This is a genomic window from Pseudomonas sp. ESBL9 (assembly GCF_036668715.1).
Taxonomy (GTDB): Bacteria; Pseudomonadota; Gammaproteobacteria; order Pseudomonadales; family Pseudomonadaceae; genus Aquipseudomonas; species Aquipseudomonas lundensis.
Genome location: NZ_JAZEVV010000006.1, coordinates 273,060 through 288,466, shown reverse-complemented (window position 1 = coordinate 288,466; position 15,407 = coordinate 273,060). Strand labels below are relative to the sequence as shown.

Annotated in this window: 17 protein-coding genes; 2 read left to right on the top strand and 15 right to left on the bottom strand. The window is 59.2% G+C overall.

The window, feature by feature from the left end:
- Nucleotides 1–6: 6 nt before the first annotated feature.
- From fabD to V6F78_RS18305, 4 genes are all read right to left on the bottom strand, one after another.
- A complete protein-coding gene (fabD, locus tag V6F78_RS18320) occupies nucleotides 7–945 on the bottom strand; it encodes an ACP S-malonyltransferase (RefSeq protein ID WP_332727988.1) in 939 nt (312 codons plus the stop codon).
- 126 nt (nucleotides 946–1,071) lie between these two features.
- Nucleotides 1,072–2,082 (bottom strand): phosphate acyltransferase PlsX, encoded by a 1,011-nt coding sequence (gene plsX / locus V6F78_RS18315; protein WP_080960227.1) that lies wholly within the window; start codon nucleotides 2,080–2,082, stop codon nucleotides 1,072–1,074.
- 4 nt (nucleotides 2,083–2,086) lie between these two features.
- Nucleotides 2,087–2,269: a 50S ribosomal protein L32 gene (gene rpmF, locus V6F78_RS18310; RefSeq protein ID WP_003442519.1), complete on the bottom strand. Its 183-nt coding sequence runs from the start codon at nucleotides 2,267–2,269 to the stop codon at nucleotides 2,087–2,089.
- A 13-nt stretch (nucleotides 2,270–2,282) separates the two neighbouring features.
- Nucleotides 2,283–2,810 (bottom strand): YceD family protein, encoded by a 528-nt coding sequence (locus V6F78_RS18305; RefSeq protein ID WP_047276241.1) that lies wholly within the window; start codon nucleotides 2,808–2,810, stop codon nucleotides 2,283–2,285.
- A gap of 105 nt (nucleotides 2,811–2,915) precedes the next feature.
- Between V6F78_RS18305 and V6F78_RS18300 the strand changes: the two genes are divergently transcribed.
- Nucleotides 2,916–3,494, top strand: coding sequence for a Maf family protein (locus V6F78_RS18300; protein ID WP_047280945.1), 579 nt, complete (start codon nucleotides 2,916–2,918; stop codon nucleotides 3,492–3,494).
- A 60-nt stretch (nucleotides 3,495–3,554) separates the two neighbouring features.
- On the opposite strand, the gene sppA is transcribed toward V6F78_RS18300, so the two are convergent.
- Genes sppA through rluC form a run of 3 tightly spaced genes read right to left on the bottom strand, consistent with a single transcriptional unit; the run spans nucleotide 3,555 to nucleotide 6,173 of the window.
- Nucleotides 3,555–4,544 carry a signal peptide peptidase SppA gene (gene sppA / locus V6F78_RS18295; protein WP_070414830.1) on the bottom strand — a complete coding sequence of 330 codons (990 nt, stop codon included), beginning with the start codon at nucleotides 4,542–4,544 and terminating at the stop codon, nucleotides 3,555–3,557.
- 8 nt (nucleotides 4,545–4,552) lie between these two features.
- Nucleotides 4,553–5,227, bottom strand: a complete 675-nt coding sequence (locus V6F78_RS18290) for an HAD-IA family hydrolase (protein ID WP_070414831.1) — start codon at nucleotides 5,225–5,227, stop codon at nucleotides 4,553–4,555.
- Nucleotides 5,217–6,173 carry a 23S rRNA pseudouridine(955/2504/2580) synthase RluC gene (gene rluC, locus V6F78_RS18285; protein ID WP_047276249.1) on the bottom strand — a complete coding sequence of 319 codons (957 nt, stop codon included), beginning with the start codon at nucleotides 6,171–6,173 and terminating at the stop codon, nucleotides 5,217–5,219. Before rluC ends, V6F78_RS18290 begins: the two co-directional genes overlap by 11 nt.
- 711 nt (nucleotides 6,174–6,884) lie before the next feature.
- On the opposite strand from rluC, the gene rne reads away from it, so the two are divergent.
- Nucleotides 6,885–10,148 carry a ribonuclease E gene (gene rne / locus V6F78_RS18280; RefSeq protein WP_442965111.1) on the top strand — a complete coding sequence of 1,088 codons (3,264 nt, stop codon included), beginning with the start codon at nucleotides 6,885–6,887 and terminating at the stop codon, nucleotides 10,146–10,148.
- A gap of 65 nt (nucleotides 10,149–10,213) precedes the next feature.
- Here the strand turns inward: rne and V6F78_RS18275 are convergent, their stop codons facing one another.
- Genes V6F78_RS18275 through V6F78_RS18240 form a run of 8 tightly spaced genes read right to left on the bottom strand, consistent with a single transcriptional unit; the run spans nucleotide 10,214 to nucleotide 15,391 of the window.
- Nucleotides 10,214–10,825 carry a transglycosylase SLT domain-containing protein gene (locus tag V6F78_RS18275; protein ID WP_047276253.1) on the bottom strand — a complete coding sequence of 204 codons (612 nt, stop codon included), beginning with the start codon at nucleotides 10,823–10,825 and terminating at the stop codon, nucleotides 10,214–10,216.
- 44 nt (nucleotides 10,826–10,869) lie between these two features.
- Entirely contained in the window at nucleotides 10,870–11,889 is a 1,020-nt protein-coding gene (gene murB, locus V6F78_RS18270; RefSeq protein WP_047294758.1) for a UDP-N-acetylmuramate dehydrogenase, read from the bottom strand.
- The gene (locus tag V6F78_RS18265; protein WP_070414835.1) at nucleotides 11,886–12,350 is read right to left on the bottom strand and encodes a low molecular weight protein-tyrosine-phosphatase; all 465 of its coding nucleotides are present in this window, start codon (nucleotides 12,348–12,350) and stop codon (nucleotides 11,886–11,888) included. Before V6F78_RS18265 ends, murB begins: the two co-directional genes overlap by 4 nt.
- The gene (gene kdsB, locus V6F78_RS18260; RefSeq protein WP_047277323.1) at nucleotides 12,350–13,114 is read right to left on the bottom strand and encodes a 3-deoxy-manno-octulosonate cytidylyltransferase; all 765 of its coding nucleotides are present in this window, start codon (nucleotides 13,112–13,114) and stop codon (nucleotides 12,350–12,352) included. The genes V6F78_RS18265 and kdsB overlap by 1 nt, the downstream gene beginning before the upstream one ends.
- Nucleotides 13,111–13,296: a Trm112 family protein gene (locus V6F78_RS18255; protein ID WP_047276262.1), complete on the bottom strand. Its 186-nt coding sequence runs from the start codon at nucleotides 13,294–13,296 to the stop codon at nucleotides 13,111–13,113. The genes kdsB and V6F78_RS18255 overlap by 4 nt, the downstream gene beginning before the upstream one ends.
- 24 nt (nucleotides 13,297–13,320) lie before the next feature.
- Nucleotides 13,321–14,331 (bottom strand): tetraacyldisaccharide 4'-kinase, encoded by a 1,011-nt coding sequence (gene lpxK / locus V6F78_RS18250; RefSeq protein WP_047280948.1) that lies wholly within the window; start codon nucleotides 14,329–14,331, stop codon nucleotides 13,321–13,323.
- On the bottom strand, nucleotides 14,331–14,759 hold the full coding sequence (locus tag V6F78_RS18245) for an ExbD/TolR family protein (protein ID WP_047294760.1): 429 nt from the start codon (nucleotides 14,757–14,759) through the stop codon (nucleotides 14,331–14,333). Before V6F78_RS18245 ends, lpxK begins: the two co-directional genes overlap by 1 nt.
- The gene (locus tag V6F78_RS18240) at nucleotides 14,756–15,391 is read right to left on the bottom strand and encodes a MotA/TolQ/ExbB proton channel family protein (protein WP_047276443.1); all 636 of its coding nucleotides are present in this window, start codon (nucleotides 15,389–15,391) and stop codon (nucleotides 14,756–14,758) included. Before V6F78_RS18240 ends, V6F78_RS18245 begins: the two co-directional genes overlap by 4 nt.
- Nucleotides 15,392–15,407: the final 16 nt, after the last annotated feature.

Here is a 15,407-nt window from a genome sequence, read left to right as displayed (position 1 = left end):
CCTGATTCAGTCCAGTGCCGCACGCGCAGCGGCGAAGGCATCCGGGGTATTCAAATTGTGGGTGGTGACGCCTTCAGCACAACGCTTGCTGATGCCGACCAAAACCTTGCCCGGGCCGCATTCAACCAGATCAACCGGGCCATTGGCCGCCAGGCATTGAACCGACTCAACCCAACGCACAGGCTTATACAGCTGCTCAAGCAAATCGCGCTTGAGGGTGTCCAGGTCACCGGCCACAGCGGCACTGACGTTTTGCACCAGCGAGATCTTCGGCATTTGCCAGTCAATGGCTTCAATCGACTCGGCAAAACGTTCTGCCGCCGGGCGCATCAGTTCGCAGTGCGACGGTACGCTCACCGGTAGCGGCAAGGCGCGTTTGGCGCCCGCCGCCTTGCACAGCTCCATGGCACGTTCAACCGCCGCCTTGGCACCGGCGATCACCACTTGGCCCGGCGAGTTGAAGTTCACTGCACTGACGACTTCGCCTTGCGCAGCCTCTGCACATGCCTGGATAACAACGGCATCATCAAGGCCCAGAATCGCCGCCATGGCGCCCTGACCGGCCGGTACGGCCTCCTGCATCAGACGCCCACGACGCTCTACCAGCTTGACCGCTTCAGCCAGGGTCAGGCATTCAGCAGCAACCAGTGCGCTGTATTCGCCCAAGCTATGGCCCGCGACATAATCAGGACGCTTGCCACCTTCGGCCAACCACAAGCGCCACAAGGCAATCGAGGCCGTCAGAATCGCAGGCTGGGTAATATCAGTTTGATTGAGCTTCTCGGCAGGGCCTTCCTGGGTCAACGCCCACAGGTCGTAACCCATAGCGTCAGACGCTTCTTTAAATGTTTCCAGGACCAGCGGATGTGCCGCGCCCAGCTCGGCCAACATGCCGAGGGACTGCGAACCCTGCCCTGGAAAGACGAATGCGAGGGATGTAGACATGTAACAAGCCCCTAATAATCTGGTCGTCGGTGAATTGACGTTCCGCCATTGCGGACGCAAGAAACTGACAGTTGGATGGCTGTTTGGACCGAGCGGTCACATTTAAGCACTCGGCCGGCAAAACGCCTACGGTAACAACCCTTCAAGACGCCCATGTAAACGCTTTGGCAGGTCTTCATGGATTTCAATCAATGCGCGCTCTATCGCACTTTGAAAGCCCTGAGCACCTGCCGAACCGTGACTCTTGATCACAATGCCCTGCAACCCTAGAAAACTCGCCCCGTTGTGCCGGGCAGGCGCCAGATCAGCCTGCAGGCGGCGCAACAAAGGCAAGGCCAGCACACCGACAAAACGACCCAAAAGCGTGCGCTTGAACAAGGCTTCAATGCGGCCACCAATCATGGTGGCCAGACCTTCGCTGGACTTGAGCAGGATATTGCCGACAAATCCGTCGCACACGACGACGTCCGCTTCACCCCGATACAGCCCATCACCCTCGACAAAACCGATGTAATTCAAACCCGGCGCAGCCTGAAGCAGACTGGCGGCCTCCTTGACCTGCTGATTGCCCTTGATGTCTTCCGTGCCAATATTGAGCAGCGCCACGCGCGGGCGTTGTGTACCCAGCGCCTGCGCAGCCACCGACCCCATCACGGCAAACTGAAACAACTGCTGCGCAGTGCAGTCGACATTGGCCCCGAGATCCAGCAACTGACAATAGCCTGCCTGCGTGGGCACTGCCGCAACCATTGCCGGACGATCAATACCCGGCAGGGTTTTAAGGACAAACCGCGACAGGGCCATTAATGCACCCGTATTGCCGGAACTCACACACGCTTGCACTTTGCCATCACGCAACAATTCCAGCGCCACACGCATGGAAGAATCCGGCTTACCACGCAAGGCATGGGACGGCCGTTCACTCATGGCAATGACTTCGGAGGCAGGAGTAATGGTCAGGCGCGAGCGATCCACAGCCGAGTGACTGGCGATCAAATCTTCAAGTACGGAGGGTTGACCTACGAGGGTCAGGTGAAGCGAGGGCGTAGCAGATAGGCAAGCGATACATGCCTGAACAATGCTGCGGGGACCGAAGTCCCCGCCCATTGCGTCGATCGCGATGACCTGAACGGACAAGTGATTACTCGTCAGCGCCCTTGTCGATCACTTTACGACCACGGTATACGCCTTCTGGCGATACGTGGTGACGCAGGTGAATTTCACCGGTGGTTTTTTCTACAGACAGCGTGCTAGCCGAAAGAGCATCGTGCGAACGACGCATGTCACGGGCAGAGCGGGATTTTTTGTTCTGCTGAACAGCCATAATTGATTAACTCCTAAACGTTTGGGTCACGCTTTAACTGCGCCAATACACTGAACGGGTTGGACCGCGTTACCTCGTCCTCGCCTGGATCGGGCTCATCGAGACCCGCCGGCTGCTGGCATTCTTCCGGATGATGAGCAGGCACAATGGGCAAGGCGAGCAAAAGCTCCTCCTCGATCAGTGCATGCAGATCCAATGGATCTTCGCCCAGTTCCAGCACGTCATAACCTTTCGGTAACGACTGGGTATTCGCACCCTCTTTCACCACGGCATAACTGCATTCGCTGTGGATCGGCAGGGTGACCAGCTCAAGACAACGCTGGCAAACCATCTTGACCTCGACGTCGATGGAGCTGTGTATTACCACAGATCTTCGCTCGTCGCGCTCAAAAACAAATTTAGCCTGCACCGTACCGACATCGTCGGAAAGCGGGTCGCAGAGTCTCTCCAAATCGGCCAGCAGCACTTCACCTTGAAGGGTAGTGCCACGATCAGCCAATTTGCGCGGGTCAACGTGAGGTGGAATCGGGTCATTCAACATAGGCGCAGCATTCTAGGGACGACCCCCTCACCTGTCAAAGGAAATTGTGCCTGTGCGACATCCCGTACGCCCGCTAGAATCGCCGCTCATCTTCAGGAGACGCGCATGCTGCCTTTATTACTCGCCTCAAGCTCGGTTTATCGCCGCCAATTGCTCGACCGCCTGCGCCTTCCTTTCACGTGCAGCTCACCCGATATTGACGAAGCCCACTCCCCTGACGAGAGCGCAACGGAACTGGTCCGGCGCCTATCCCTGCAAAAGGCGCAAGCCCTGGCTGGCAGCCACCCACAGCACCTGATCATCGGTTCCGACCAAGTAGCCGTCCTTGACGCAAAGATCCTTGGCAAGCCTCACACCTTTGACAATGCGCGCCAGCAACTGCTGGACGCCAGCGGCGCCAGCGTCAGCTTCCTGACCGGCCTGACGCTGCTCAACAGCCAGACCGGCAAGTACCAGACCGACTGCGTACCTTTTACCGTGCACATGCGACCGCTCACCACGCAGCAGATCGAACGCTACCTGCATGCCGAGCAACCCTACGACTGCGCTGGCAGCTTCAAAGCAGAAGGCCTCGGGGTCAGCCTGTTTGAACGCACCGAGGGCGATGACGCCACCAGCCTGGTCGGGCTGCCGCTTATCAGCCTTGTGACCATGCTTATTAATGAAGGTATCAGCATCCCCTGACGCCTGGACCGGACACAAAAAAGCCGACCTTCTCAGGTCGGCTCTTCAAGCGACATTCCCTTAGCGAAGGGTCGGGCCCTGAAAGCCCATCCACAGGGCGATATGCTCCGCCACGCTGGCACCCAGCTTTTTAGAGAAACGATCGAACGCCGATTCTTGCACCGTAAAGTCGACCAGTTCTTTCTCACCGATCACATCACGTGCAACAGAACTGGCATTACCCAGCCCATCGATCAACCCCAAAGGCAGTGCCTGCTGCCCCGTCCAGACCAGCCCCGAAAACAGCTCGGGATGCTCCTTATCCTTCAGACGATCGCCGCGCCCTTGTTTGACGCTGGCAATGAACTGCTCATGGGTAATATTGAGTACGCCCTGCCAGAACTTGGTTTCATCCGGCTTTTCGGGCTCAAACGGATCCAGAAACGCCTTGTGCTCGCCCGAGGTGTAAGCGCGACGCTGCACGCCGAGCTTCTCCATGGCACCAACAAATCCAAAACCGGCCGCCGTGACACCAATCGAACCCACCAGACTGGCCTTGTCGGCATAAATCTCATCGGCCGCGCTGGCAATGTAATAAGCACCTGAAGCACCCAGATCGGAGATCACCGCATACACCTTGGTCTCGGGGTGCAACCCGCGCAGACGGCGTATTTCGTCGTACACGTAACCCGATTGCACAGGACTGCCGCCCGGACTATTGATGCGCAGCACCACGCCCTTAACCTTCGGATCGTCAAACGCCGCTTGCAGGCTGGTCACCAGATTGTCGGCGCTGGCCTGCTCTTTATCGGCGATCACACCCCGCACATCGATCAATGCACTGTAGTGCGTACCCGAAGCGACATTGCGCTCCATCTCCATCACCGGCGTGAAGGTCAACAGCACAGCCACCAGCAACAAGAATGAGAGCAGTTTGAAGAAAATCCCCCAGCGCCGCGCTCGGCGCTGCTCCTGAATACCGGCCAGCAAGGTTTTTTCCAGCAGCTTCCAGCTCTTGTCATCGCCCGCGGCGGGCTCAGCCTCGACAGGCGCCTTCCATTGATCAACCATGCGTTACCTCAGCAAAGACGTGAATGAGCGCGCGCCTCCAACCAGCCACGCAACTCGGGAAAATGATCAACCTCCAGCACCGGGTCAAAGTCGCGCAAACGCTCAATCGACTGAGCCCCGTAACTCACAGCAACCGAATCAATACCGGCATTGCGCGCCATTAGCAGATCGAAGGAGGCATCACCCACCATCAGCGCCTGCTCCGGCCGCATGTCGCAGTGCGCGAGAATCTGATTGAGCATCAAGGGATCTGGCTTACTGGCGGTTTCATCGGCGGCGCGGGTCACGTCGAAAAAACGCTCCCAGCCGTGAGCCTTGAGCACGCGATCCAGCCCCCGCCGAGCCTTACCTGTTGCAACAGCCAGACGATAGCCCTGCGCACGAAAAGCCTCAAGCGACTCGACCACACCGACAAACAAAGGGGAAGGCTCGGCATCCAGAGCAATATAGGTATTGGCATAGTGCTGACGGAAGGCAATCACCTGCTCTGCCGCCATATCGGGATAAAGCGTCAGAATTGCCTCAGGCAACCCCAGCCCGATAATGCCCTTGATCGCCTCATCATCACGCTCGGCACGCCCTGCGCGCCGCGCAGCTTCTTGCATCGAGGTCACGATACGGCCGATGGAATCCGCCAGCGTGCCATCCCAATCAAAAATCAGCAGCTTGTACTCAGACGACACTCAGTCGCTCCACGGTCTTGGCCCACATGTCGTCGACCGGCGCCTGAAATTTCATTTCGCCCCCATCCGGCATCGGCACCGTCAGCATGTAGGCGTGCAAGAACAAACGCTTGCCACCCAGATCGCGAATTTCTTTCGAGAAACCTTCTTCGCCGTACTTGGTATCGCCCGCAATGCAGTGCCCGGCATGCAACGTGTGCACGCGGATCTGGTGGGTACGACCGGTAATGGGCTTGGCCTCAATCAGGGTGGCAAAGTCGCCGAAGCGACGCAGCACCTTAAACACCGTGACTGATTCCTTGCCCTCTTCATTCACTTCCACCATGCGCTCGCCGGAACGCAAGTTGCTTTTCATCAGCGGCGCACGCACCTGCTTGATGGAAGACGCCCAATGACCGCGCACCAGTGCCATGTAGCGCTTGTCGATACCGTCGCCACGCAACGCTTCATGCAAGTGACGCAACATGCTGCGTTTTTTGGCGATCATCAGCAGACCCGAGGTATCACGGTCGAGACGATGCACCAGCTCCAACTCTTTGACATCGGGGCGCAACTGACGAAAGGCTTCAATAACGCCGAAATTAAGACCGCTGCCCCCATGCACCGCAATGCCCGCGGGCTTGTTCAGCACAATCAAGGCCTTGTCTTCGTAGACAATCGCCGCTTCAAGCCGCTGCAACAGCCCTTGCGCCAACGGCACAGGCTCATCGCGCTCAGGGACTCGCACAGGGGGCACGCGCACGATATCGCCCGCCTGAAGCTTGTACTCAGGCTTGATCCGGCCCTTGTTCACGCGCACTTCGCCTTTACGCAAAATGCGGTAAATCAAGGTCTTGGGAACACCTTTGAGGCGAGCAAGAAGAAAGTTATCAATGCGTTGGCCGGCATATTCCGGCGAGACCTCAAGCAGCTGGACGCTGGGGGTCGGGGGGGTAGTCGTCGTCATGGCGCGGATGATAACAATTTTTTATGGAATTGAAGCACTTAATCATTGCTGCTATAGTCGCGAACGCCGCCAAAAGCGGCCCGGACAGCGGATTAACGGTGTATCGCCGGCCCTGACCAACGCTCTTCACGAGGACGCGAGGCCGTCCTACGGGACTTTTGCTGCAACGGAATGCCTGGAGTTGTAACAAGCGCAGGTGACATGAGGCCTGAAGCGAGCCTGGAAAGCAGAGTGCAAACTCGCCTTTTACGCCGATATTCACGGCCAGTTCACAAAGTGCAGTCAGCCCCGGGGATGCCGAGCGAACGTTTCGGAAACTTCGCCTTTATTAGCCATGATGCGTGGCCTCCCCTTTTGGAGTTCACGGTAAATGCCAACCCGCTGCGGATTCTGCGCGCGGCAGCACCCGAATTATCAGGGATACGTGTAGGGTGGAGATGCACAACCGCCGGACTGTGTAGCAATAGGCTTTATCAAGACGCTTCATCTCGTCCACAGCCGCCGGTTGATTCCTCCTCCTGACCAGACTTTTGCTTAAGGCGGTGCATTAGCACCACAGCAAGCAGGACGCGTTAGTCGCGACTTCGGCCTCCGGGTTGAACCTCGCTGGACACTGGAGTGGCCAACTACTCCTGACGCACCTGACACCGACCATGAGAAGTCGTGTGTGCCGAACGCCGTTTCCGGCAGCCCGGAAACCGACGGTACAACATGAAAAGAATGCTGATTAACGCAACTCAACCTGAAGAGTTGCGCGTAGCACTGGTAGATGGCCAACGCCTCTATGACCTGGACATCGAGTCAGGTGCGCGCGAGCAAAAGAAAGCCAACATCTACAAAGGCCGTATTACTCGCATCGAACCCAGCCTTGAGGCTGCCTTTGTCGATTTCGGCTCTGAGCGCCACGGCTTCCTGCCCCTCAAAGAAATCTCCCGCGAATACTTCAAGAAAGCCCCTGAAGGCCGCGTCAATATCAAGGACGTCCTGAGCGAAGGCCAGGAAGTCATCGTTCAGGTCGAGAAAGAAGAGCGTGGCAACAAGGGCGCAGCCCTGACCACGTTCATCAGCCTGGCCGGCCGTTACCTGGTTCTGATGCCGAACAACCCGCGCGCTGGCGGCATCTCGCGCCGCATTGAAGGCGAAGAGCGCAACGAACTGCGTGAAGCGCTGAACGGCCTGATCGCCCCTGCCGACATGGGCCTGATCGTGCGCACTGCCGGCCTGGGCCGCAGCAGCGAAGAAATGCAGTGGGACCTCGACTACCTGCTGCAACTGTGGACCGCCATCAAAGAAGCCTCGCTGGACCGCGCTGCCCCGTTCCTGATCTACCAGGAAAGCAACGTCATCATCCGTGCCATCCGCGATTACCTGCGCCAGGACATCGGCGAAGTTCTGATCGACAGCGTTGAAGCCCAGGACGAAGCCCTGACATTCATTCGCCAGGTGATGCCGCAGTACGCCAGCAAAATCAAACTCTACGAAGACAGCGTTCCGCTGTTCAATCGTTTCCAGATCGAAAGCCAGATCGAGACCGCTTTCCAGCGCGTCGTTGAACTGCCTTCCGGCGGCTCCATCGTTATCGACCCGACCGAAGCCCTGGTGTCCATCGACATCAACTCGGCGCGCGCCACCAAAGGCAGCGATATCGAAGAAACTGCCCTGCAAACCAACCTTGAAGCGGCTGAAGAAATCGCTCGCCAGTTGCGCCTGCGCGACATCGGCGGCCTGATCGTCATCGACTTCATCGACATGACCCCTGCCAAAAACCAGCGCGCCGTGGAAGAGAAAGTCCGCGAATGCCTGGAAGCAGACCGCGCCCGCGTACAGGTCGGCCGCATCTCGCGCTTCGGCTTGCTGGAAATGTCCCGTCAGCGTCTGCGTCCTTCTCTGGGCGAAAGCAGCGGCATCGTATGCCCGCGCTGCAACGGCACCGGCATCATCCGCGACGTCGAGTCCCTGTCGCTGGCCATCCTGCGCCTGATCGAAGAAGAAGCCCTGAAAGACCGTACTGCCGAAGTTCGTGCCCAGGTGCCAATCCCGGTTGCTGCGTTCCTGCTTAACGAAAAACGCAACTCGATCACCAAGATCGAACTGCGGACTCGCGCACGCATCGTCATTCTGCCGAACGACCACCTCGAAACGCCTCACTTCGAAGTGCAGCGCCTGCGTGATGACAGCCCGGAAGCCCACACCAATCAGTCCAGCTATGAAATCGCCGCGGCTGCCGCTGAAGTGGAAGAAGTTCAGCCGGCTGCTGCCACCCGCACCCTGGTTCGTCAGGAAGCTGCCGTCAAGACAGCCCCGGCCCGCACCTCGGCGCCGGTCCCGACCGAAGCTGCTGCCGCTGCACCGGCTCCCGCGCCAACCATCGCCGAACCAAGCCTGTTCAAAGGCCTGGTGAAGTCACTGGTCAGCCTGTTTGCCTCCAAGGAAGAACCAGCACCGGCGCCGACCGTGGTTGAAAAACCGGCCACTGAACGTCCGCAGCGTAACGAAGAGCGTCGCAACGGCCGTCAGCAAAGCCGCAATCGCAACGGTCGCCGCGACGAAGAGCGCAAACCTCGCGAAGAGCGTGCACCGCGTGAAGAGCGCGCCCCACGTGAGCCGCGTGAAGCCCGTGAACCTCGTGAAGAGACACCGGTTGTAGCCCGTGAAGAGCGTCAACCTCGTCCGCCTCGTGAAGAGCGCGCTCCACGCGCACCGCGTGAAGACCGCAAGCCGCGTGGCGAACGTGAAGAGCGCGTACGTGAATTGCGCGAACCTCTGGATGCCGCGCCGGCCATCACCCCTGAGCAAGAACGCCCGGCCCGCCCACCCCGTGAAGAGCGTCAACCTCGCCCGCCACGTGAAGAACGCGCCCCTCGCACAGAGCAAGCCGCGCCTGCTGTCGAAGACGAAGCCGCTCTGAGCAACGCTGAACAAATCCAGGATGATTCCCAGGACAACGCCGAGGGCGATCGCCCACGTCGCCGCTCACGCGGTCAGCGTCGTCGCAGCAATCGTCGCGAGCGCCAACGTGATGCCAACGGCAATGTGATCGAAGGCTCGGAAGAAGGCAGTGAAGAAGCCAAAGCTGAAAACGCGCCAGCCACCACAGCTGAACTGGCGGCCGGTCTGGCCGTGACAGAAGCCGTTGCCAGCACTGTAATCAGCGCCCCGGCTGAAGCCCAGGCCAATCAGCAAGCCGAACGGGCGACCGCGGCAACCCAGGAATCGGCTCCGGCTGAAACCGTAGTTGCAGAGCAAACCAAGGCCGTGGCGATTGTTGAGACGCCCGCTGCTTCGGCACCGGTTGTTGAAACGCCTGTTGTTGAAACACCGGTAGCGCAAGCGCCAGTCGTTGAAACTCCCGTGATTGAAGCCACAACACCGGTCGAAGCGGTTAAAGCGCCTGAAGTTGAAGTGGCTCCGGCCCAAGAGACTCAGCCTCAGATCAAGGCCGCTTCCGAGCCTGCGCCTGTGATTGAAGCACCCGTCGAACTGACAGCAGAGCCTGTTGCAGAGGCCCCAGCGGCAGAGACGCCGGTTGTACAAGCGCCAGTCGTTGAAAAGCCTGCTTTTGAAAAGCGTCCTGAGCCCGTCAAGGAAGCGCGTACCCTGCGCGAACCCGTTGCCGAGCCTGTGATGATTGAGGAAGCACCCGCTGCGCCGCAGCCTGCTGAACCTGAAGTAATCGCCCAACCAGAACCGGTTGAAGTGATTGTGAAGGCTGAGGTGGTTGAAGTGGCTGTCGTTGCAGCGCCTGTGGCAAGTGCCCTGACCAGCAACGGTCGCGCCCCTAACGACCCACGTGAAGTGCGTCGCCGCAAGCGTGAAGCCGCTGCTGCCGCAGCCGCTGCTCAAGCGCAAGCTACCGAGGCCGTTGCAGAGCACACGACGCCAACCGTCGACGAAAACCTGCGTTCCGTCGAAGACCTGATCGAGCAAAACCCTAAAGCCCTGGAAGAAGAACACGAGCCTAAGCCCCTCGCCTGATTCCAGCCGCTGTTAAAAAGCCCCGCCTGAGCAATCAGGCGGGGCTTTTTAATGTCCGTCAAATCTTAGAAGAACCAGAATGAACGACGCTTGCTCTCTAACTCGCCGCGGCACTGGTTAAGCTGCGCACCGTAGGTTCTGGACTGCTGCTCAACTTTGCGCGCGACCTGCATCAGCCAGGGCTTGGCGCGGTAAGTCCCGCGACTGTAGCCCCCTCGACCTTCGTGATAGGCCAAATACTGGTTATAAGCATCCCACTTGGAAATCCCCAACTGCTGTTGCGTGCCCGCCGTATACCAGCCGATAAAGCGGATGGCGTCCGCAAAGTTGTCCCGCGACCCACTTTTGCCGGTGCTTCTTTCAAAGTCACTCCAGGCGGGAGGCTGAGCCTGAGCATATCCGTAGGAAGGACTCACACGCCCCCAGGGGATGACCCACAACAGATAAGCACGCGGTGGCAGCGCGTCGGCCACGAAACTGCTCTCCTGCTTCATGATTGCCATCGCCACCTGGGGCGGTGTGCCCCATTGACTCTGCATAGCAAGGGAATCTTCATACCAGCGCGGGTATTGCCGGTAGATGTTGCACAGGTTGCCCTGATCCCGCGGAGGTGCAGTGGTGCACCCCGACAGCGCCACCAGAGTCAACGCCAGGGCCCATGCAGGCTTATGTTTCATTGAATGTCCTCAGGGCACTGCCAATGACGCCGCGAAGGCGCTCATCAATACAGATTGGGTTCCATCTCAAGCTGCACATTGAACCGCCGGGCGATGTCTTCCTGAATGCGCTGCGCCAGCGATAACAATTGCACACCAGTTGCCGCGCCATAGTTGACCAACACCAGCGACTGCAAGCGATGGACGCCTGCATCTTCTTCCCGGAAGCCTTTCCAGCCAGCCGTCTCGATCAACCACCCGGCCGCCAGCTTGACCTGGCCATCGGGTTGCGGATAGCCGACGAGGTTGGGGTGGGTCAATTTCAGCTCAGCCGCCAGTGCTGAGGACACCACAGGGTTTTTGAAGAAACTCCCGGCATTGCCAAGCACCGCTGGATCAGGCAGTTTTTCGCTGCGGATGCTGCTGATGGCGCGACTGACATCCGCGGCCGTCGGCTGATGGATACCTTGTTCGCTCAGTCTCTGGCGTACCGGGCCGTACTCCAGGTGCAAACGGGCAGCGCGGCTCAGGGCAAAACGGACCCGTAAAATCAACCAGCGCCCCGGATGCTGTTTGAACACGCTGTCGCGGTAACCAAAGTTGCATTCCTCGAGCGTGAAATCACGCAGCTGGCCCGTTTGACGATCCAGCGCCGTCAGCCCGGCAAACACATCCTTGATCTCCACCCCGTAGGCGCCAATGTTCTGCATCGGTGCAGCGCCGACCGTACCGGGGATCAGACTCAGATTCTCAAGCCCGGCGAACCCCTGGGCCAGGGTCCACAAGACAAAGGCATGCCATACCTCGCCCGCCTCGGCCTCGACCACCACACGCTGCCCGCCATCCTCGATCACCCGAATGCCGCGGGTGGCCATGCGCAAGACCAGCGCCTGAACATCCTGAGTCAGCAGCACGTTGCTGCCACCGCCAATGACCAGCAAGGGTAATTCGCGCTCGGCGCAATATTGCAACGCTTCACGCACCTCGTCGTCGTTGTGCGCCTCGGCAAACAGCCGCGCACGCACATCGACACCGAAGCTGTTGAACGGTTTGAGCGACGCATCAACCTGCAACTGCAAACTCATACACGTCCCTTCAATTCGATCACCAGCCCATCACAGGCCGCTTCTATCAAGTCCAGCACTTCTTCGAACCCTTGTTCACCGTCGTAATAAGGGTCGGGAACTTCATGTTTCACGCCCTGATACCGACGCAGGAACAGATCCAGCTCAGCCTTGCCCTTGGCAGGCTGTAGGGCCTTGAGGTCCCGCAGGTTGCTGTTATCCATCGCCAGAATCAGGTCATAGCGCTCGAAATCCTGCGCACGAACCTGTTGCGCTCGTTGCTGCGACAGGTCATAGCCCCGCCGCAGAGCGGCCCGTTGCGTGCGCTTGTCCGGCGGCTCGCCAGCATGCCAGCCGCCAGTCCCGGCCGACGCCACTTCAATCTGCCCCTCCAGACCCGCCTGCTGAAGTCTGTGGCGCAGCACACCTTCGGCCGTTGGCGAACGGCAAATATTGCCCAGGCATACAAACAGGATGCGCATCACGCCTCCAACAAACGCCGAACGCGCTCAAGGTCTTCAGGGGTGTCGACTCCCGCAGGGGGGGCTTGCAGCACATCGGCCACATGAATCCGCACGCCATGCCACAACGCCCGCAGTTGCTCCAGGCGCTCGGTGTTTTCAAGCCAGCACGGCCCCCAGCTGACGAAGTCATGCAGGAAGCCCGCCCGGTAGGCGTAGATCCCGATGTGTCGGCGGTAAGGCACGCCCTCAGGCAAACGCTCGGTGCTCAGGGCAAAATCGTCACGCGCCCACGGCAATGTGGCACGGCTAAACGTCAGGGCCAGCCCGTTGACATCGCTGACCACTTTGACCACGTTCGGGTTGAACAGGGTCGCGACGTCTTCAATCGGCTCGGCCAGGGTGGCCATGCTGGCTTCACCATGGGCCGCGAGGTTGACAGCCACCTGGTCAATCACTTGCGGCGGGATCAGCGGCTCATCACCCTGAACGTTGACCACGATCGCATCACTGGCCAGGCCCAATTGCGTGGCCACTTCGGCCAGACGATCGGTGCCTGACTCATGGTCGGCCCGGGTCAACAGCACCTCGGCGCCAAACGCCTTGCAGGCTTCGACGATGCGCGCGTCATCGGTGGCAACCACAACACGCTGCGCACTGCTTTTGCACGCCTGTTCCCAAACATGCTGGACCATGGGTTTGCCCGCAATCATTTGCAACGGCTTGCCGGGCAAACGCGTCGAGGCAAAACGCGAGGGGATGACGACCGTAAAAACCGGAATCATTTATCCAGACGCTCATCATCGGTGAGGGTGCGGGCTTCGGTTTCCAGCATGACCGGAATGCCATCACGGATCGGGTACGCAAGACCGGCGCCCTTGCTGATCAGCTCCGTTTTGTCGGCGCTGAGCTTGAGCGGGCCTTTGCAAACCGGGCAGGCAAGGATGTCGAGCAATTTGGTGTCCATAAGGTTTCCCTGAATAAAGATGAGTTAGGGCAAAAAACGATCAGGCAAAAGACGCAACAACTGTTGATCCAACCAGAGCGCGAAGGCCTCTGAAGGTACAGCGTCTACCGCCAGATACCACCAGTTCGGCGCGGCAAAGTCGCGGCATTTCACCGCATCCTTCTCCGTCATGACCAGCGGCAAGTCCGGCTTGAAATTCAGAACTTCAGCACTGTAGGGCGCATGGTCGGCAAACGCGTGGGCAATTGGCCGCCAGTGTAGCGTTTCAAGGGTTTTGAAAAAACGCTGCGGGTTACCGATACCGGCCACCGCGTGCAGTGCTTGCTCAGGAGGAAAATAATCCAGTGCCTGACGCTCACCCGTGCGCACGTTGATGAGCGCTGTCGGCTGCAACTGAAAGGCAAAACCTAGGGCAGGGTCTGTTTGGGCGCCGTTGTACAGCACCGCATCGACACTGCTGAGGCGTTCGGCCGGTTCACGCAGTGGGCCGGCTGGCAGGCAGCGGCCGTTACCCAGGCCGCGCGCGTTATCGATCAGTACCAGTTCCAGATCGCGGGCCAGCCGGTAATGTTGCAGACCGTCATCAGACAGGATCACGTCCAGCGGCTCGGTGGCCAACAGCGTTTTCACCGCACGGCTGCGATCCGGATCGATCATTAACGGCACACCCGTGCGCTGCACAATCAACAACGGCTCATCCCCCGCCTCTGCGGCCGGTTGATCCGCCGTGACCCGCCAAGGGAACTGCCCCGGTCTGGCGCCGTATCCCCGGCTGACCACCCCGACCCGCAGCCCTTTACGTTGGCAATGCGCGATCAGCCACAGGATCAAAGGCGTTTTGCCTGTGCCTCCCACGGTGATATTGCCCACGACTACGACAGGCACCGGGGCTCGATAAATGTCGCCCTGCCCGGCCATAAAACGCGCACGCTTGCCGTTCACCACACGCCGGTAGAGGCATTCGAGCGGTCTTAATAGTGTCAGCAAGGGGTGCCCGGTGTACCAGGCCCGCAACAAACGATCGGACATGGCCATCAGGGATTCGCCTGCGCCTCGACCGTGGTCATGCGCAAATGGCTGAACCCCAGCTTACCCGCTGCATCCATGGCGGTTACCACGGCCTGGTGCTGGGTTTTGCCATCCGCACTGATCGACAACGGCAATGACGTGTCCCCGCCGGATTCTTTCTGCAGGGCTTGCATCAGGCTGGCCAGATCATTTTTCGGCAATAACTGGTTATTCACCGAAAACACGCCGTCCGCGCTGATGGCGATATCCAGCTGTTTAACGGTTTGATCTTCGCTCGGGGAGCCACTCACCGCTTCAGGCAGGTCAACCCGCAGTTGGGTTTCACGGGTGAAGGTGGTGGTCACGACGAAAAACAGCAGCAGGATAAACACCACGTCGATCAGCGAAGCGAGGTTGATATCCACCGTTTCTCGTGGCTTGCGGCGAAATTTCACGCTGTGCTCCCGGCCATGTCGACTTCGCGGTCGCCTTGAACGACTTCAACCAGTTTGATGGCTTCCTGCTCCATGCCGACCACCAGCTCGTCGACGCGACGCTGCAGGAAACGATGGAAGAACACCGCCGGGATACCCACCATCAGGCCCGCTGCCGTGGTGATCAACGCTTTGGAGATACCGCCTGCCAGGATTGCAGCATTGGTGGTCATGCCCGAACCCATGAACGAGCTGAAAATATCGATCATGCCCAGTACTGTGCCCAACAGGCCCAGCAACGGGGCCATCGCGGCGATCGTGCCCAGCGCGTTGAGGTAGCGCTCCAGCTCGTGAATCACACGGGCAGCCGCCTCCTCAATGCACTCTTTCATGATCTCGCGGCCGTGCCGGGAATTGGCCAGACCCGCCGCAAGGATTTCACCCAGCGGGGAATCAGCACGCAGTTGTTTGAGTTTCTCTTTGTCCAGCTGCTTGTCTTTGATCCAGACCCAAACTTGCCCCAAGAGATGAGGCGGCGTCACGCGGCTGGCGCGTAATGTCCAAAGACGCTCGACAATAATGCCCAGCGCGGCAACAGAGCTCAGAATGATCGGCAGCATCATCCAGCCACCGGATTTGACCAGTTCCCACACAGTGACAATCCCCTCG

What these genes read in the sequence shown, in the direction of transcription:
- rluC (WP_047276249.1), bottom strand. Translation starts at nt 6,173, where the DNA reads ATGACGACGACTACCCCCCCGACCCCCAGCGTCCAGCTGCTTGAGGTC.
- V6F78_RS18265 (WP_070414835.1), bottom strand. Translation starts at nt 12,350, where the DNA reads ATGCGCATCCTGTTTGTATGCCTGGGCAATATTTGCCGTTCGCCAACG.
- sppA (WP_070414830.1), bottom strand. Translation starts at nt 4,544, where the DNA reads ATGGTTGATCAATGGAAGGCGCCTGTCGAGGCTGAGCCCGCCGCGGGC.
- lpxK (WP_047280948.1), bottom strand. Translation starts at nt 14,331, where the DNA reads ATGGCCATGTCCGATCGTTTGTTGCGGGCCTGGTACACCGGGCACCCC.
- V6F78_RS18305 (WP_047276241.1), bottom strand. Translation starts at nt 2,810, where the DNA reads ATGTTGAATGACCCGATTCCACCTCACGTTGACCCGCGCAAATTGGCT.
- fabD (WP_332727988.1), bottom strand. Translation starts at nt 945, where the DNA reads ATGTCTACATCCCTCGCATTCGTCTTTCCAGGGCAGGGTTCGCAGTCC.
- V6F78_RS18300 (WP_047280945.1), top strand. Translation starts at nt 2,916, where the DNA reads ATGCTGCCTTTATTACTCGCCTCAAGCTCGGTTTATCGCCGCCAATTG.
- murB (WP_047294758.1), bottom strand. Translation starts at nt 11,889, where the DNA reads ATGAGTTTGCAGTTGCAGGTTGATGCGTCGCTCAAACCGTTCAACAGC.
- V6F78_RS18275 (WP_047276253.1), bottom strand. Translation starts at nt 10,825, where the DNA reads ATGAAACATAAGCCTGCATGGGCCCTGGCGTTGACTCTGGTGGCGCTG.
- rne (WP_442965111.1), top strand. Translation starts at nt 6,885, where the DNA reads ATGAAAAGAATGCTGATTAACGCAACTCAACCTGAAGAGTTGCGCGTA.
- rpmF (WP_003442519.1), bottom strand. Translation starts at nt 2,269, where the DNA reads ATGGCTGTTCAGCAGAACAAAAAATCCCGCTCTGCCCGTGACATGCGT.
- V6F78_RS18255 (WP_047276262.1), bottom strand. Translation starts at nt 13,296, where the DNA reads ATGGACACCAAATTGCTCGACATCCTTGCCTGCCCGGTTTGCAAAGGC.
- kdsB (WP_047277323.1), bottom strand. Translation starts at nt 13,114, where the DNA reads ATGATTCCGGTTTTTACGGTCGTCATCCCCTCGCGTTTTGCCTCGACG.